The sequence below is a fragment of the Cetobacterium sp. genome, from assembly GCF_977044495.1.
Genome location: NZ_CDRRQU010000030.1, coordinates 1 through 18,828, shown reverse-complemented (window position 1 = coordinate 18,828; position 18,828 = coordinate 1). Strand labels below are relative to the sequence as shown.

At 31.9% G+C, this 18,828-nt stretch carries 16 protein-coding genes; 5 read left to right on the top strand and 11 right to left on the bottom strand.

All coding sequences use genetic code 11. From position 1 onward, the window contains the following. Positions 1–14: 14 nt before the first annotated feature. The 10 genes from ACWI69_RS08260 to rfaE2 all read right to left on the bottom strand — a co-directional run bounded on the left by ACWI69_RS08260 (position 15) and on the right by rfaE2 (position 13,239). Positions 15–1,169 (bottom strand): glycerate kinase family protein, encoded by a 1,155-nt coding sequence (locus tag ACWI69_RS08260; RefSeq protein WP_448821368.1) that lies wholly within the window; start codon positions 1,167–1,169, stop codon positions 15–17. A gap of 114 nt (positions 1,170–1,283) precedes the next feature. Beyond that, positions 1,284–1,994, bottom strand: a complete 711-nt coding sequence (locus ACWI69_RS08255; RefSeq protein WP_448821367.1) for a queuosine precursor transporter — start codon at positions 1,992–1,994, stop codon at positions 1,284–1,286. 19 nt (positions 1,995–2,013) lie between these two features. Beyond that, positions 2,014–2,718 (bottom strand): radical SAM protein, encoded by a 705-nt coding sequence (locus ACWI69_RS08250; protein ID WP_448821366.1) that lies wholly within the window; start codon positions 2,716–2,718, stop codon positions 2,014–2,016. Positions 2,719–2,982: 264 nt separating this feature from the next. Beyond that, a complete protein-coding gene (gene thrS, locus ACWI69_RS08245; RefSeq protein ID WP_448821365.1) occupies positions 2,983–4,896 on the bottom strand; it encodes a threonine--tRNA ligase in 1,914 nt (637 codons plus the stop codon). A 25-nt stretch (positions 4,897–4,921) separates the two neighbouring features. Further along, positions 4,922–8,545 carry a hypothetical protein gene (locus tag ACWI69_RS08240; protein ID WP_448821364.1) on the bottom strand — a complete coding sequence of 1,208 codons (3,624 nt, stop codon included), beginning with the start codon at positions 8,543–8,545 and terminating at the stop codon, positions 4,922–4,924. An 88-nt stretch (positions 8,546–8,633) separates the two neighbouring features. Beyond that, positions 8,634–8,948 carry a thioredoxin gene (trxA, locus tag ACWI69_RS08235; RefSeq protein WP_448821363.1) on the bottom strand — a complete coding sequence of 105 codons (315 nt, stop codon included), beginning with the start codon at positions 8,946–8,948 and terminating at the stop codon, positions 8,634–8,636. A gap of 88 nt (positions 8,949–9,036) precedes the next feature. Further along, entirely contained in the window at positions 9,037–11,625 is a 2,589-nt protein-coding gene (locus tag ACWI69_RS08230) for an FAD-dependent oxidoreductase (protein ID WP_448821362.1), read from the bottom strand. 16 nt (positions 11,626–11,641) lie between these two features. Beyond that, complete coding sequence (gene tsaB, locus ACWI69_RS08225; protein WP_448821361.1) at positions 11,642–12,313, bottom strand: tRNA (adenosine(37)-N6)-threonylcarbamoyltransferase complex dimerization subunit type 1 TsaB; 672 nt, start codon at positions 12,311–12,313, stop codon at positions 11,642–11,644. After that, complete coding sequence (gene tsaE / locus ACWI69_RS08220; protein WP_448821360.1) at positions 12,294–12,770, bottom strand: tRNA (adenosine(37)-N6)-threonylcarbamoyltransferase complex ATPase subunit type 1 TsaE; 477 nt, start codon at positions 12,768–12,770, stop codon at positions 12,294–12,296. The genes tsaB and tsaE overlap by 20 nt, the downstream gene beginning before the upstream one ends. 7 nt (positions 12,771–12,777) lie before the next feature. Then, positions 12,778–13,239: a D-glycero-beta-D-manno-heptose 1-phosphate adenylyltransferase gene (rfaE2, locus tag ACWI69_RS08215; protein WP_448821359.1), complete on the bottom strand. Its 462-nt coding sequence runs from the start codon at positions 13,237–13,239 to the stop codon at positions 12,778–12,780. A gap of 120 nt (positions 13,240–13,359) precedes the next feature. Between rfaE2 and ruvC the strand changes: the two genes are divergently transcribed. The 5 genes from ruvC to ACWI69_RS08190 all read left to right on the top strand — a co-directional run bounded on the left by ruvC (position 13,360) and on the right by ACWI69_RS08190 (position 18,405). Continuing rightward, positions 13,360–13,935, top strand: coding sequence for a crossover junction endodeoxyribonuclease RuvC (gene ruvC / locus ACWI69_RS08210; protein WP_448821358.1), 576 nt, complete (start codon positions 13,360–13,362; stop codon positions 13,933–13,935). Positions 13,936–14,011: 76 nt separating this feature from the next. Beyond that, on the top strand, positions 14,012–15,265 hold the full coding sequence (locus tag ACWI69_RS08205; protein WP_448821357.1) for a TolC family protein: 1,254 nt from the start codon (positions 14,012–14,014) through the stop codon (positions 15,263–15,265). A 36-nt stretch (positions 15,266–15,301) separates the two neighbouring features. After that, entirely contained in the window at positions 15,302–16,489 is a 1,188-nt protein-coding gene (locus tag ACWI69_RS08200; protein WP_448821356.1) for an efflux RND transporter periplasmic adaptor subunit, read from the top strand. 34 nt (positions 16,490–16,523) lie between these two features. Next, on the top strand, positions 16,524–17,720 hold the full coding sequence (locus tag ACWI69_RS08195; RefSeq protein WP_448821355.1) for an ABC transporter permease: 1,197 nt from the start codon (positions 16,524–16,526) through the stop codon (positions 17,718–17,720). Further along, positions 17,713–18,405, top strand: coding sequence for an ABC transporter ATP-binding protein (locus ACWI69_RS08190; protein WP_448821354.1), 693 nt, complete (start codon positions 17,713–17,715; stop codon positions 18,403–18,405). The genes ACWI69_RS08195 and ACWI69_RS08190 overlap by 8 nt, the downstream gene beginning before the upstream one ends. A 103-nt stretch (positions 18,406–18,508) precedes the next feature. Here the strand turns inward: ACWI69_RS08190 and ACWI69_RS08185 are convergent. Beyond that, positions 18,509–18,828: RNA-guided endonuclease InsQ/TnpB family protein (locus ACWI69_RS08185; protein WP_448821353.1), on the bottom strand; the 320-nt coding region annotated here is incomplete at its 5' end.

The window sequence follows — 18,828 nt, the reverse complement described above, 5'->3', positions numbered from 1 at the left end:
CTTTTCCTCCCATTTTACTTTGAGTATTTTTTCTCACAAACTCTTATTAATCTAAATATCTCCTCTGTATTTCCTTTTACAAACTTCTTTGCTGTCTCTTTTTTCATAGCTTCCTCTAAAGTTATCGGATAGTTTATTATTGAGAAAAAACTATCAATTCCTTTTTCATGAGTTTGACCAGCTTCATCAGTTACTCCCCCTGCCAATCCTATTACAGGAATATCAAATTTTTTAGCTATTTTTGCAACCCCTACTGGTGCTTTTCCCATAGCTGTTTGATAATCTAGCCGTCCTTCTCCTGTTATAACAAAATCAGCATCTTTTAATTCTTTTTCTAAACCTACCTTTTCCAATATCATATCTATTCCCGGAGATAATTTACCATTTAGAAAAGCTACTAGACCTCCTCCTAAACCTCCTGCTGCACCAGCTCCTGAAAGATTAGAAACATCTATGTTCAACTCTTTTTTTATCACTTCCGACAGGTCCTTCAATCCTTTATCTAACTCCTTTACCATCTCTTCAGTGGCACCTTTCTGCCTTGAATAGATTTCAGCAGCTCCCTTTGGACCATAAAAAGGGTTATCTACATCACAAGCAACTAAAAATTTACAGTCTTTTAATTCAGGTAATCTTTTTGTTGAATCTATATACCTTACCTTGGATAAAATCTCTCCTCCATATCCCAATTCCTTTTTATTTTCATCCAAAAATTTGTATCCCAAAGCTTGTAACATCCCAAGTCCTGCATCATTTGTAGCACTTCCACCTATTCCAACTACAAATTCACGACATCCTTTTGAGATAGCATCTTTTATTAACTCTCCTGTTCCATAAGTTGTTGTCTTCATAGGATTTCTTTTTTCCACTGGTATTAAAGGTAATCCAGATGCCTCAGCCATCTCTATTACAGCTGTTTTTCCATCCCCCATTATCCCGTATCTAGCTTCAATTTTCTCCATAAGAGGATTATTTACTGCTACTGTTACAAATTTACCTTTTGTTCCTTCAACTAGAGAAGCTACTGTTCCCTCTCCTCCATCAGCTATTGGTACTTTTATTACCTTAGCTTCCGGATATACTTTTTTTATTCCATTCTCTATTTCCTGTCCAAGCTCAAATGAACTCAAACTTCCTTTAAATGAGTCGATAGCCACTACTACTTTCATAAGTCCTCCTGTTAAACAATTTTGACTGTTTTAATTGTTTTACTTATTCTAGTATAGATATCCTTTTTTTTCAATACTATTTTACATCAAAAAAAGTGTTGAGAATCCTCAACACTAGATAAGTATTTTTTCTGTCACACCCTTGTTTTCCTTCAGATAACTAGCTAAATATACGAAAGGTGTATCCATTGTAGCCACTATAACTTTCATAACATAAGTTACAAAAAATATCTCTATTAAAACTTCAAGTGGGTAAACTCCTGCAAAAGCAATTGTTGTAAAAATCAAATTATCAATTAGCTGACTTACTAATGTGCTAAAGTTATTTCTTATCCAAATATGCTTTTTATTCGGAAATTTATTTTTCCAAAATTTATAGGCCCAAACATCATGTCTTTGTGAAACTCCATAGGCAATCAAACCTGCAAACAATATTCTTGGCATAAAGTCGAATATCATTTTTAAACTTTTAAAATTTTCTGCTCCCTCCTGAACTGCGCTTGGAACAAAAGATACTGCTAACTTCATTATTACTGCAGTTACAATCATACTTACAAACCCAAGTTTTACTGCACTCTTTGCCTCTTCTTCACCATAGTTTTCAGATAGAATATCCGTGACTAAAAATCCACCAGCATACATTATATTCCCCAAAGTCGTTTCAAATCCAAAAAGATTTACTAAAAGTACAACCTGAATATTTGCTAATATACTACTTATTGGAACCCAAATAAAAAGTCCTAACTTCCCAAATTTTTTGTATATAAAAATTATACTAAAAAAATTGACAAAAAGCATTGTTACCCATAAAACTTCATTTCTCATAACCGTCTCCTTTAAAAAATTATTGTTCAAAAACTCCTAAATCTTTATTATCAATCAATAGCTCCACTCTCGAATTATCCTGTAAATGTCTATACTTTTCTACAAACCACTTCACAAGCTCTTCGTCTCTTTTTACTTCAGTTCCATTATCTACAAATATATTCACAGTTACACTTTTAAAATATTTCAATCCTAATTCAATATCTTTTTCTATCATCTCTTTTGTCTGACCTTTAACGCAAACCAGTAAACATATTGAATATAGTTTTTTACTTAAATCCTCTATTTCTACAATGTCTATTTTGAAATTTTTACCATAGGAGTTTATTCTAAAATCATTATCAAAAGTTTCCATTCCCATTCTAAACCTTATCTCCACACCTTTAAAAAATTCTCTGATTTCATCCACTCTATTTTTATACCCATAGTAAATCTCAAAATACAGGATTTTTATACTCTTTTGATAAACAACTTCTCTTATTTTTTGTAATGTTTCCATTGGTAATTCAAATACTGATCCAGAATTTATTACTTCCAACGCTCCAAATTCACCTGTAATTTCTTCCATAATTTTCAAATTAATTTTATTTATCTCCAACTCATCAGTTGAATTATCCTCTATATAATTACAAAATTTACACTTTCCATACTTACACGGAAAACTTTTTAACAAAACTATCTCTCTTTTATTTTTATTTTCTATCTTACTGTATCTAATACCCATTTTCTTCTCCCAATTCTATTTTTGAATAAAAAAAGAGCAGGAAACTCCTGCTCAAATTTAAAAAAGGGTATAACTTTCCCCTTATATTTTAATATTTTAAGCCTAGTTTTTTTGAGATGGAGGTTTCCGAACATCTACCATATACACTATGGGTTTATATTTATTTTACTCCTGATTCTATCACAATTTTAAAATAAAAGCAAGAGCTCCTTTCAGATTGATACAAAAAAAGACTACACCTTAGATAGGTGCAGTCTTAAAATATTAATCATTAAATTTAGGAGTTGCTTCCTCTTTCATCATATCTATAAAACTTTCTAATGACATAGACTCTTGAGCTTGAGAACCAAATCTTCTTACATTTACCTCTCTGTTCTCCACTTCATTTTTTCCAATTATCAACTGAACCGGAATTTTATATCTTCCATTAGCCTCTCTGATTTTGTATCCAATAGATTCAGCCCTTGTATCTATTTCCACTCTGATTCCAGCTACTTTCAACATATCTACAACTTCCTCAGCATAAGGAACAACTTCATCATTTATAGTTAGCACTTTAACTTGACAAGGCGCTAACCAAGTTGGAAAAGCCCCTGCATAGTGTTCTATTAAAATTCCCATAAATCTTTCTAAAGAACCATAAACAACTCTATGAATCATTACTGGTCTATGCTTTTCTCCATCTTCCCCCACATAGGAGATATCAAATCTTTCTGGTAAGTTGAAGTCTAATTGAATAGTTCCACACTGCCAAGTTCTCCCAATAGCGTCTTTAATCTTAAAATCTAATTTTGGTCCATAGAAAGCTCCATCTCCTGGATTTAATTTATAATCTCTTCCTAATCTTTTTAAAGCTCCCTCCAATGCTGACTCCGCTTTATCCCAAATCTCTTGTGAACCAATTGCTTTTTCAGGTCTTGTCGATAGCTCTATAGCATATTCAAATCCAAATAATCCTCTATAAAACTTGTCTATTAAATTTACTACTCCTATAATTTCATCCTCAATTTGCTCAGGAGTCATGAAAATATGGGCATCATCTTGAGTAAAATTTCTTACTCTCATCAGTCCATGAAGAGCCCCTGAAAATTCATGTCTATGAACAATTCCCAATTCCCCCGCTCTTATCGGTAAATCTTTATATGAATGCATCCCATGTTTATATACTAAAACTCCACCTGGACAGTTCATTGGTTTAATAGCAAACTCTGTTTCATCAATTTCTGATGTATACATATTTTCTCTATAGTTCATCCAATGCCCTGAAGTTTCCCATAACTCTTTATTTAGCATTATTGGAGTTTGAATCATTTCATACCCGGCTCTCTCATGTTCTCTTCTCCACAAATCTGTCAAAACATTTCTCATTTTCATTCCATTTGGTAAGAAAAATGGGAATCCCGGTCCAAAGTCACTTGTAAAGAACAACTCTAACTCTCTTCCTAGTTTTCTATGGTCTCTCTTCTCAGCTTCTTCTAAAAATTTTAGATGTGCTTTCAATTGAGGCTCTGTTGCAAATGCAAATCCATAGATTCTTTGTAACATTTTATTGTTAGAGTCCCCTCTCCAGTAAGCTCCCGCTACTGACTTTAATTTGAAAGCCTTCAAATATGATGTTGAAGGTACGTGTGGTCCTCTACATAGGTCTATAAAATCTCCTTGTTTATAAAATGTTAATATCTCATTAGCTGGAATACTTTCTATAATTTCCACTTTATAAGTCTCTCCAAGATTTTTAAAATGCTCTATTGCTTCATCTCTAGTCATTTCTATTCTTTCAACTTTTATATTTTCTTTCGTAATTTTTCTCATTTCAGCTTCAATTTTTTCTAAATCTTCATCTGTAAACTGAGTTTCAGGATCAAAGTCGTAATAAAATCCATTTTCTATTGCTGGACCTATCGCTACCTTAGTTCCCGGGAATAGTCTAATTACTGCTTGAGCTAATAAATGGGCAGTGGAGTGCTTTATTATCTCCTCTCCCTCCTCTGTTTCTGGAGTTATTATTTCAACATGAGCATCTCTATCTAACACATAACTCATATCAACTTCCTTCCCATCCACTTTTGCTCCAAGAGCTTTTTTAGCTAAAGAGTTACTTATTGATTTTGCAATTTCAAACATATTCATACTGTTTTCAAACTCTTTTATATCTCCATTTGGTAATATTACTTTCATGTTCTTTTCTCCTTTTCTTCCATTATTACTTCTCTAGATCATCTATTTTAATTCCATTGAATAGATATGTATCTGGAGTTGTCTTTTTATTTTTATCAGTTGTTGCACCTAACCCAAATATATTGCTTGTTGGGAATGTCAATAGTTTGAATTGAACAGCCATACTCCACTCATAATCTTTTGTTCTATATGAATAATCTCTTTTATAAGCAACTGCCCATTCATAATATCCAAACTCTTTTCCTAGCTCAACACCAAAACCATCAAATGTGCTTCTTCCACTCTCTCCTCTTCCACCAAGTTGATCATAGAATTTAACATAAGCTTTTGTTCTCCAACCTTCGCTTGGTCTTCCAATCTTAGCATTTAAACTAAACTCATGTTCTCTTTCAGAATCTTTCCATCCTGCATTTTTTATATCCACAGCACCATAATTTGTATAGTTAGATTTTTGATTATATATATAACCTATTCCTATCCTATTATATGAATAAAATAATCTTCCTTCTAACTCCTCTAAAGATTTCAAATAATCTCCTGTTTCCTCATATCTCTTGTCATTTCTTTGCATCATTAACGACGCATGGAAACCTCTTTTATAATCTCCGAAATATGTTCTATCGTCTATTATTCTATTTAAGTTAAACGTTCTAACTCGAGAATTTTCTCTATCCTCAAGAACCTGTCTAATTCTATCTATCTCCACTTGTGACAGTTGATCTGGAGTTTTATTATATTCCGCTGATGCATATGATACTAACTCAGCATCTGTAAATCTTTTATCTTTATAAGTATAAGCCAGATAGATTATATCTGAATTATATCTATTCAATGTAGGATTCCATTCTCCTGCGTTTTTATAATCCTCATAACTAGCTCTATATAAGTGCTCCACATCTCCACCTACTAAATAAGAAACCGAATAAGTTTTGTTCTCAGTGTTGATTACCTTTGCACCCAACTCATCTCTTTCATCTTTACCTTGAATATATTCTAAATTCAACTTATTCTTTCCAAATTTGTAAGTGTAACCATAAATATCTTCTCTAATTTTTTCTTCAGCATCATTTACATTTTCTATCTCCCAGATACTTGAATCAATTCTACGATTTTTATAGTAAAAATAGTTATTGGCATATCTATAATTTGCACCATAATTTTCAAAAGTTAAATCGTTATGATTTTCCTTTTTCTCATTATAATCCGTAAATCTTTTATCTAACCCATATTCTAAACCAAAACTGTTTTTATCATCTATTAAAAAGTCTAGATTTTGTTTTAAAATTTCACCTTTTTTATTGTCATTACTAGCTCTTTTTATCTCTTTGTAATCAATTTTGTAGATAGTTTGAGTATTTCCTAAATCAAAAGTCGCTGTATCTGTAACCTGCTGAATATTATCTTTATGTCCCATTCTCACATCTTTAGTAATCTTAGAATCTGAATTATAAGAGTAATCTTGAAACATATAAGTTAACTTGTTAATTAATGATAAATCTATCTTTCTCTCTTTGTTATCACTATTATCAAATAGTGTTATATCATGAGTTAACCCAGCTCTATACCTAGTTGAACTATCATCAGTTGATACCTTTTTATCAAGTAAGTCATCATACCCTTTATCATATTGATCAAATCTTACATTTCCGTATACTTCTAGATTTCCAAATTTTGAAAATGATAATTTCTCATCAGATAAACCAACTTCATAGAAATTTGAGTCATTTATATAGATTCTATATGCGTTTCTAGACCATGGATTTTTTATATCAGCATAGTGATAAATTCCTTCTCTATCCCATATCTCCTCTTTAGTATTACCTCCAGCTATTGTCAACTTCAAGGTATCATACATAAAATCAACATAAGCCCTGTTTTCAGATGTTTTATTATAAATAATATTTTCATATCTATTATATTGTAAATCTCTATAATTATTGGTCTTTGTAGTTCCATCAAATAGAGCAGTCTTTCTAAATGGATCATTTTGAAGATTTAATTTATGCTCAAATTCAGTATAATCATAACCAACTTTATAAAATACATCTTTATATAGGTGATACTCTCCCAAAGAAGTTTTTAAGTTTTTGCTATCATATATACTATATTGCTCTACAGTCCACGGAGTATAATCGAATTTTATTCCATAAAATCCTTGATTGTCTAACTTACTAAAGTTAGGGTCTCTTTCCCATGAATTCAATTCTCTAAATTTATTTCCCGTTTTATCATCATAAGAGATATCAATTTTATTTACCTTATCATTAAAATTAAATCCAAAATTCTCAGCTCTTGATTGTAAATCCTGCTTCGTTGATCCTGGGTCCATATCGTAAAGATAGTTATAGTATGCTCCCATTGAATACTTATCGTTTTCTTTTTTAATGGATACATCACTGGTCAAATCATAGTCAGCAGATGCTCCATAATCCATATCATCTAACTGGTCTGCAACTATTACCCCATACACTTTTTTATTGGAAACAAGATTCACATCAGCTTTAAGGCTGATATCCTTATCCTCTCCTAGATTCTTCAGCTCTGTATTCAATGTATAAAACCCTAGACTTCCTCCACGATCTGGAATACCATCAACATATTTCCAAGTGTTACCCTCTCTTTTTTGATTTCTTGTCCCATAAAAATATTTATCTATCGCATCTTCTAAAGTTGGAATCATATTGTATGTAGCATTTTTATAATCTAAATTAAAGAACCCATACTCCCCAGAATAGTTATGATTATAATTAAAATCCCATCTATTGAAATTTCTTTTTACATCATTTCCATCTGCTTTTTTATCCACCAACCAATCATTGATATTTAACTGTCCTTTTCCATAAGTTCCAAAATCATACCAATTTTCCATTCTACCTATTAAAAAACCAATTTGATCTCCAAACTTTGGTGCTATACCACCTTTGAACTTACTATCCTTATCTCCCCATAAAACTCCTGATGTAATATACCATCCATAGTCATCATCATTTCCCCAACTTGGGAATAAAGGAACTTCTGACCCCTGTCTTATATTAAATCTATACCAAGGCAATGAAAATGGGATTACATCTGTGTCTCCTATAAAAAGATTTGTATTTCTAAAAGTCACCTGTTTATCTGGCTCAACTACTATTGTATCGGATTGCAAGTGATACCCTACTTCTTCTGGATTTCTATTCTCAAGAATTTTAGGATCGGTTGTAAACCACGCATCTCTTAAATAAGTTTTTCCATTTAAGTATTCTGTTTTATTTCCACCAAAATAGATTCTGTCATTTGGTTTTTCTGCACCTGTTACTTGACCGACCTCAAGATATCCAAAGCTCTTACCAAAACTTCCAGTTTTACCCTCCGTATCAAACTCTCCATCTAACGAATCCATTCTTAATTTTCCTGTAGGCTCATCTGCTTCTAAATAAAACTCCCCCGGAATATAAGCTCTATTTCTATCTCTGTCAACTTTAACTTCAAAAGCTTTTAACTTTAAAGATCCATATCTTACATTTACTCCCTCTGTCGAAGTCATTGTATCCGAATTTAAGTCTATCTCAACTTCATTTTGTAAATCATCAATCTTCTCTGTTTGTGCTTTTAAACTGGTTATTGCAACAACCATCAAAGCTAAAATTAAGTAGATTTTACTTTTCATTGGCCCTCCCATTTTCCCATTTTATGTTGATTTTAATTATATCATAAAACAAAAAAGGTTGCCAGTAGCAACCTTTTTATTTATTATTTTAATAAGAATTCAATTTTTCTAGCAACTCTGATTTTTGTCTTAATCCAACAATCTGATCAACTTTAACTCCATCTTTAAATATAATCATTGTCGGAATACTTCTAATTCCATAATCTCCTGCTAAATCTCCACTTTCATCTACATTCACTTTACAAATTTTTGCTTCAGTTTCTCCCGAAAGCTCTTCTAAAATTGGCGCCAACATTTTACATGGTCCACACCAATCGGCCCAGAAATCAACTAGTACTAACCCTTTTGATTCAATAACTTCACTTTTGAAATTTGAATTATTTAAACTTAAAACGTTTCCCATTTTTTCCTCCTTAATACGGAAAATATTCCTTCAAAATATATTTGTACTTTAACATAGACAATTATTTTTGTCAATTTTAATTTACTACCTAATTATAGAACTTTTTTAATAAATTTCCTTTTTTTTCTTTATCTTTTAATCCTTTAATTATAACTATCCCTTTCTCTATATCTCCTATCAATATTCCTGAAGAAAGTTCATTACCTTTAAAGTTCAATTTTTTGTATATTAAATCATCATAATCTCTTTCACAAATGGAGTCTTGAGTTTCTAAAACACCTCCTGCTGAGAATATTTTTGTACCCATTCCCTCAAAAGTAACCGGTTGTATCCTATCCTCATATTTTTTATCGATTCCAATAGCATTAAGACCAGCTACTTTTCCTTGCTCTAGGGATATCTGCCATAGACCTATTATATTTCCTTTATACTCAGCTACATCCCCACACGCATAGATATCTTTTATAGAAGTTTCCATCCTTTCGTTGACAATGATTCCTCTATTTATAGATATCCCAGCTTTTTCGGCCAACTCTTTATTAGGAATTATTCCAGAGCTAATTATAACAATATCCGTTTCAATTACTTCTCCACTATCCAAATGAATTCCTGTCACTTTTTTGTCTCCATCAAATTTTTCCGCTTTAGAATTTTTATAAAGTTTTATATTGCTTTTATCAATACACGTTTCAAATATTTTTGATCCCTCTTCATCCAGTTGTCTTGGTAACATTCTTTGCATCATCTCAATAACAGAAACTTCCAAACCTAACTTTTGAAGCCCACACGCAGACTCCAATCCTAAAACTCCTCCACCTATTACAACAGCTTTTTTCTTTCCTACACAATAATCTTTAATTGTATCTACATCCTCTTTATTTCTAACGGTAAATATTCCTTCTAGATGTGAATTCCCAATACTTGGAATCATTGCTCTTGCTCCTGTAGCCACAATAAGTTTATCATATGCCAACTCTTTTCCATCAGCCGTACTGATGATTTTCTTCTTAGAGTCAATATTTTCAACAGTCGTTCCTAAAGAGATGTCAATTCTATTATCTTTGTACCATTCCGCTGGTTTTACTAGAAACTTTTCTCTAGAAACGTTTTCTCCAATCATCTCTGACAACAATGTCCTATAGTATGGATACTCCCTCTCTCCAGACAAAACCTGTATTTTTGCTTTGTCATTTCTTTCTCTAATTATTTGAGCAGCAGATAGAGCAGCAATTCCTCCTCCCACTATAACTATTCTTTCTTCAATATCATTTCTTTCAATTTTCTTATCCAGTGATGACGGTACAAAATATTCCCTTCCAACTCCACACGCTGGACAAACCTCTGGTGGGTCAATTTGAATATACGCCTCCCCACAGACACTACACGTCCATCTCATTAATTTTCTGTCCGGATTTAAGTTCTCCATAACTGAATCCACCGCCTTTTCTGGAAAAGTTTTCAAGCACATATGCTCAGCAAACTTTTTTCCAAACTCAAATGCTGTATCCAAATCTCTTCTTGAAGCTCTAAAGTTGACTTTCATGCCATCTATGACAAACATTCTTAACTCTTTTAATCTCGATACTATATTTGGAACCGCTTCACCACTCCAGCCGTAGCTTCCAAACGCCGAAACATATTTTCCACCATGAACAATCGGATTGAGTGAAGTTAATAGATTCCAAATAACCGGTAGCGTATCCCCATTTATAGTACAACTTCCAAATAATATCCCATCAGCCCACTGAAATTCTCTTAAAATCTCTCCTTCTAGTTTCCCAAAATTATCTATATTTAAGTCATAACTTTTTACCTCTATGGTGGAGTTGTAATCTTTTATTCCTTTTTCAATCTCTTGGGCTAACTCTCTTGTATAACCATAAGCTGTCGCATACGGGATTATAATAGTTTTAAATTCATTCGGATTTTTTACTGTGGACCAATTTTTATATGTCTGTATAACTTTTTCAATATCTATATCTAAAACAGGGCCATGTCCCGGAAGTATCATATCTATTTTTAAGTCTTTAATTTTTTCAATTCCCTCTAGCACATACTTTCTAAAAGGAGAAAATATACACATATAGTAATACCTTAAAGCAATCATATAGTCTCTTTGTCTTTCAGTTGGAACTTTCGATAACAAGATACCATCAAAACTAAAATGTGAACCAAAAGAATCACAGGTCACTAAATATCTATCCTCTTCTATATAGGTATAGATTGAATCTGGCCAATGTAAAAATGGAGCTGATATAAATTTTAAAGTTTTATTACCTAAAGATATAGTGTCATTGTGTTCCACGACTATATGAGGAAAATTTTTATTCAATATACCTCTTAAAAACTCTATCGTATTTTTTGAGCCTATAACTTTGGCATTTGGTGCTAAATCCAGTAATTTTCCAACAGACCCTGAATGATCTGGTTCTGTATGATTCAACACAATATAATCAATTTTACTAACATCATCCAAACACGTTTTCAACCTCTCTAAAAACTCTTGGAATTTATTTTCTTTTACAGTTTCAAACACCGCTATTTTTTCACTTCCCTTAACTAAATAAGAGTTGTACGTAGTTCCAAATTGAGTTTCCATAATCACATCAAACACTTTTAGGTCTGGATTCAACGCTCCAACCCAATAGATTCCATCTTTCAATTTAAAAGAGTTCATAAACCCACCTCGATATTTATTTGCTTTCTTTTTCTCTTTCAGCTTGAGATTTTGTCACATAGTATGGCTCGAGAGTGAATAGATTATCCTCTTTGCTTTCAGCTAATTCAGCCAACAAAGAAGCTCTAGGTATATTTAAAGATTTCCTAATAAAAAAACATCTATCTCCTAGTTTTTCTCTTATTATCTCTTCATATGCAAAAGCTCCATCTCCAACAAACACAGTTTGTTCATCCACGCTCTTTAATACATTTTCTAACTCTTCAGCCACATATTCTCCATCTAAGACAAACTCATCATCCTTTTTCTTATATACTCCAGAGAATACTCTTTCCTTTCTTGCATCTAACATTGCTATAACTTTTTTATCTCCACTGTATATATTAGCAAGCAAATCAAGTTCATTTATTCCAGCAATTGGTTTTTTCAGTGCATAAGCTAAACCTTTAGCTAATCCAACTCCAATTCTTATTCCTGTAAATGAACCCGGTCCAATACTCACCGCAATCTTATCGATTTCTTTTTTATCTATTCCTGTCAAATTGAATAATGTGTCTATGGTTGTCATTGTTATTGCTGAATGGTTCTGCTTGACGTTCAAAGTGATTTCCCCAACAACTCCTTTTTTGCTATCGTATATAGCTACTGTTCCAATATTTGTGGATGTATCAATTGCCAAAATTAACATATTTTAACATCTCCTCCTCTTTCTCTTTGTCCCCTACATACTCTAAACTAATATTTCTAACCTCTTCGTCCTCTTTATCTAAAGCATATTCGAACTCTATTTTTATATATTTTTTAGGTAATTCGCTCTCTATTATATTTGCCCATTCAATCAGTGCTACTCCATCATTATTTATGTAGTCCTCAAAACCTATCTCATAAATCTCTTCAGGACTTCCCAGTCTGTATACGTCAAAGTGGTAAAGAGGTAATCTTCCACTCAAATACTCTAAAACGTAGTTAAATGTAGGACTTTTTAAATTTTCATCTATTCCTAAAGCTTTTGCGAAAGTTTTTGTAAAAGTTGTTTTCCCAGTACCCAAATCACCAATCAATGCTATCACTGTATTTGGCACAACATAATCTGCCAATCTTTCAGCCAAAATATCCAACTCAGCAAATGTTAATATTTTTTTCATACTCCACCTATCCTTGTATCTTATTAACAATATTTGTTGTAGATTTTCCCTCTACAAATCCTAAAATTCTAACCTCTCCACCATTTCTTTCTACAATTTTTGTTTCAGGAAGCTCATCCTTTGTATAATCTCCACCTTTCACATGAATCGAAGGTTTTAATTCATCCAATAACTCACATGGAGTATCCTCTTCAAATATAACTGTGTAATCTACCGCCTTTAATCCACACAGCATTTCAGCTCTATCCACCTCACTGTTGATTGGTCTGCTTTCACCTTTTAATCTTTTTACAGACATATCTGAGTTTACTCCCACTATAAGGATATCTCCCTGCTTTTTGGCATCATTTAGATAACTTAGATGTCCCACGTGCAAAATATCAAAACATCCATTTGTAAAAACTACTTTTTTATTTTGTCTTTTTAACTCCTCTATTATTTGGGCTGCCATAGCTCTTTTTAAAATCATATATACTCTCCTATTACACTGTCTTTTTTATGCCTTCTATTATATCATAATTTTTAAACTTATATACACCTCCTAGTTTTTTTTCTTATCTCATGCTACACTATTTTGGAGGTGATTTTTTTGAGAATTTTAGGTATTGATCCGGGTACTGCAATTGTTGGATACTCTATTGTGGATTATAAGGAAAATAAAATTAATTTAATAAAATATGGTTGTGTTTTTACTGATAAAAATCTTCCCATGGAGGATAGACTTCTACAGATTTTTAATGAACTTGAAGAGATTATAGATTTATATGCCCCACAGTTTATGGCTATTGAAGAACTTTTCTTTTTTAAAAACAATAAAACTATTATCAGTGTTGGACAAGCTAGAGGAGTTATCATCCTAGCTGGTAAAAAAAATAATTTGCAGATAGAGAGCTATACACCACTTCAAGTTAAAATGGGAATTACTGGGTATGGTAAAGCTGATAAAAAACAGGTACAACTGATGGTCCAAAAGATTTTAAAATTAGATGAAATTCCTAAGCCAGATGATGCCGCTGATGCCATAGCTGTAGCTATTACGCATATTAACTCCCTCACTAATTCTCTGTATACTCCTAAAGTAGTAGCACCTATAAAAGTAGAAAAAGAGATTAAAAGTAATAGAATGACTGCAAAAGAGTTTAGGGAGCTTCTTTTAAAAAAATAGTTATTTTATAAAAAAAGAATGAAATATTATCCAACTTCAGTATTATCAATAATAACTAAAGTTTACGGGAGGCTTTATGAAAAATCTGTATATATATTTCTTTCTTTTTATAGTTCCCGCGTTTTCTCAAGAACTAACTTTAGAACACGCTATAAATTTAACTTTAAAAAATGAAAAAACAATAAAAAATTCTGAAGTTTCACTTGAAAATGCTCAGTTGGATTTGAGCATTGCCCTAAAAACTGCTCTTCCTAATATTGTTCTAAATGGAACCTTTGAAAATTCAGAATACACAAGGACAATTGCAAACAACAGTAATACCAAAACCACATATCAACAGGCGCTCACGATCTATCAACCAATTTTTCAAGGAGGAACTATTTTAGGTGGAATCGAAGGTGCAAAAGCCTTCAAAAATATCGCAAACTTAAACTACCTTTCCACTTTAAGAGATACACGTCTAAATACAATCAATATCTACTGCAATATTTTAATTTTACAAAACAATTTACATATCTATACTTCATCCAAGAATCAACTAAAAGAAACTTATAATAGTCAACAAGAGCAATTAAAAATGAATCTTGTCACACTGGCTGACCTTCTAAAAACTGAATCTTCTATACTGGAACTTGAGTCTCAAATTATTGATGTTCAAAATCAAATTACAATTCAAAAATTAAATTTAAAAATACTCACTGGTATTTCAGAACAAGAAAATATCAATTTAAAAAGATTTATAATACCTTCCAATTTTTCTGAGACAATAGATTTTTCCTCAAACCTGTCTCACGCTTTAACCGGTAGCCTTTTGGCTAAAATAGCCGAAAATAATTTGGAGTTATCCGAGGCTGAAGCACTTATTGCCAGAGCAAATTTACTTCCCCAAATAAATGCTTTCGCTCAATTAGGCGGAGTTCAGAAAAAAAAGTATAGTGAGACCATGAGTGATTCTTGGAGTACTGGTCTTACCTTCACATGGAATGTCTTTAATTTTGGAAAAGACTTAGATAACTACGAAGTGGCTAAAAATAATAAAAAAATTCAAGAGACTAATAGCAAAATAACTCAAGATAATATAAAAATCAATGTTACTGACGCATATCTACAAATTGTTAAATTTGAAAAATTAATAGACTCTAATTTGAAGAATTATCAAGCAACTAAGGAAAATTTGAATATCGATACTGCTCGTTATGAAAGAGGTCTTATCTCTACCATAGATTATCTTCTTTCTTTTTCACAATTTATTCAAGCCAGTGTTTCATATAATGTTGTAGTTTTACAATACTATGTTGCTTTTGAAACATATCGCTCATTACTTATTTAATAAGTTTAGTCTATAACAAATTGATGGAGGTTCAAAGTGAAAAAAAAGTGGATTATATACTCCTTAATTATAGTTATTTTACTCTCTATTTTTCTTTATTTTTATTTTATGAGTAATAAAATAAGTGCTACTAAAGTTACAAAAGAAAATTATACAGAAAAAATTCTTGTGACTGGAACTATTCAAGCTAAAAATTTTTCTCTTCTAACATCTGGCATCAACGGAACTATTGAAAACATATACATTCGAGAGGGTGAACCAATAAAAAAAGGAGATATTATTGCAAAACTTGACACCCAAGAGATTGAGGCCGATATCAATCAAGCAAAAGCTCTTTATGAAAAGGCAAAATTTGATTTAGCTACCGTCAATACTGTTAATTTTGAAAGTGCTAAATCCCAATTATCTTCTTCTCAAATCAACTATAATATTGCAAAAAATGAATTTCTTGACTATCAAAATCTGTTTAAGAAAAAATACATCAGTAAACTAGATTATGACTTAAAAAAACAAGCCTTTATCAATGCTGAAAATACTTTGAAAAATGCTCAACTCAATTTAAAAACTTTAGAAACTGGAGGTTCTACCAATAAATCTTTCTTAGAAAGCGTAAAATCTGCTGAAAATGCTTTGATTTCCCTACAAAAAAATCTTTCAAAATATTATATCTACGCTCCATATGATGGGTTTATCACCACAAGAAATGTTGAGGTTGGTCAAACAGTCGCTCCCTACACAAATATGTTTGAAGTCTCCTCCAATAATGAAAAAGTAGTCAGTATCGATTTAGATGAAAAATATACTAATAGAATCCATTTGGGTTCTCCCATTAAAATCTATCCCTATGCTGACACTTCTAAATTTTCTTTAGGAAAGTTATATTATACCAGTAATAATGTAGATAATACCGCTGGAACTCTTGAAATAAGAGGAAATATTGAAACTATTTTACCCGAATTTTTATTCAACAGCACTGTTAACAGCATTATCGAAGGACAAACTTTTAAAAATTCTATTCTTCTTCAAGGTGTTTATATAATACAAAAGAAAAATAAAACATATGTGTATATACTAAAAAATAATAAATCAAAACTTGTTGAAATTGAAGGCACTCCTGTAATTGATGGCTTTATTGTTACAAAGGGATTAGAGAATGGCGACGTTGTCTTGTCCCCTAAAAATATAACTGATAATATTCGTGTAACTCCCTCTTTTGATTCATGAGTTGTAAAAATATTTTTTTAAAGGAGCTGTTGAAATGAGATATGAATTTAGAGTTAGTATTAATTTTATGACTCATAATAAAGGGCAATCTCTTTTTATAATCTCCGCCATTGCCCTAGGAGTTGCTGTACAAATTTTTATAGCCTCTCTTATTACATCCTTACAAGCTAGTCTTATACAAAGAATTCTTGGAGATTCCCCTCACATATATATCGACGACGGAAATATGAGAGATAAGCTACTACTTATAGAAGATATGCCAATTCTTTATGGTAATTTTCCGACTACTCGAAATAAAATTGAAGATTTTCAGGAGATTACAATGTATCTAGATACTTTTGAAAAAATTGATGTCATTGTTCCAACTTTAGAAGGAAATGCTATCTACAGTAGAGATGGCAAAACTACATCTCTAACGATACGAGGAATGGAACTAAACTCTGGAGATAGACTCTACAACATAATAAACAGAATCATATCAGGGACTTCAACCCTTAATTCTGACAATATCTTAATTGGAACAAGGTTGGCTCAAAATTATGAACTTCAAACTGGCGATATTATGCAACTTACCCTCCCCAATGGACAACTAGAAATTGTTCGTATCTCTGGAATTTTTGACTTAGAAAACGTCGCATCAAATACTAATCTTGTTATAATGGATATCAATAAAGCTCAAAGAATTTTTAATAAAAAAGGAGATATAACTCATATTAATATTCAAATCAAGGATGTTTTTGACGCTCCAACCCTAGCGGAAACTCTTCAAAAGCAATATCCAAATTTAGAGGTCGTCCCTTGGACAAGAGATGCTGAAAACATCTTAAAAGCATTACAATCTCAAACTGATACCAGCTTTATAATTCAAGTAGTTGTAACTCTTGCTACTTCTATGAGCATTGCCAGCGTCCTTCTAATCACCGTTCTTCAAAAGATGAAAGAGATTGGTATTCTTAAAGCTATGGGTGCTCTTGATAAATCCACAGGTTATCTCTTTATAATTCAAGGAGCTTTAATCGGCTTTTTAGGTTCCATACTGGGTTTATTTTTTGGTCTAGGAATAATCGAAACTTATATAAAACTAGCTCAACCGACATTTAATATTGCTGTTCATCCTGAAAAATTAGTATTAATAATATTTATTTCTACTCTATCCGGTATAATTTCTGGTATTGTCCCGGCACGAAAATGTATGAAACTTAGTCCTATAGAGGTGATTAAAGGTGAGTAAAGAGGTTTTACAACTTATAAATATCGATAAATCATACGGTAAAAAAGTTATTACAAAAGTCCTTAATAATATAAATTTAACATTTTATGAAGGAGAATTTGTCGCTATAATTGGTCAAAGCGGTAGTGGAAAAAGTACTCTACTCAATATAATCGGTTCACTTGACAAACCTACTTCAGGAGATATACTGTTTAAAGGGGAGAATATTTCTCACTTTACCAATAATGAGATGGCAAATTTTAGAAACAAATCTATCGGTTTTATTTTTCAATTTCACTTTTTACTTTCTGAATTTGATGTTTTAGAAAATGTCTTAATGCCAACTTGGATAAAGTATGGTTCTGATACCGAAAAAGAGAAAGAAAGAGCTCTTGAGCTTCTTGAGTATGTTGGATTAAAAGATTTTATAGATCGAAACTCCTCCAATCTTTCTGGTGGACAGCAACAAAGAGTAGCTATCGCCCGTGCTTTTATGAATAATTCTGACATTATTTTAGCGGATGAACCCACTGGAAATTTAGACTCAGAGAGTAGTAAACAAATCTATAAACTCCTAAGAGAAATTAACCTTAAATTTAAAACAACTTTTATAATTGTGACTCATGATCCGCGTATTTCTGATATGTGTGATAGAGTAATTGAAATTATGGATGGAAAAATAATTAAAGATGAAATCAAAAAGTGAACTACCACCTCCCTAATAGAGGGCGGGGCTTCGTGGGAAGTATCTGACTCATGTCGGATATATTAATCACGCTCTACGGGTAGTTCCTACCCTGATATATATTTTAATAGGCTAGTAGTTCTCTACCAACCTCACGAATATTTATACTTGCATTTAGATCTCTATCTATCTCTGAGTTACATTCATCACATTTATAGACTCTTGAAGATAGTGGCAATTCAGTTTTTACTGAACCACAAAATGAACAAGTTTTTGATGATGGAAACCACTTGTCAATTTTAATTGTTTGTTTACCTAAAAACATTGATTTGTATTGAAGCATAGTTGTAAACATTCCCCACCCATTGTCAGCAACAGATTTGCCAAAGTTTAATGCTTGACTCATACCTTTCATATTAAGGTCTTCAAGTATTATCGCATTGT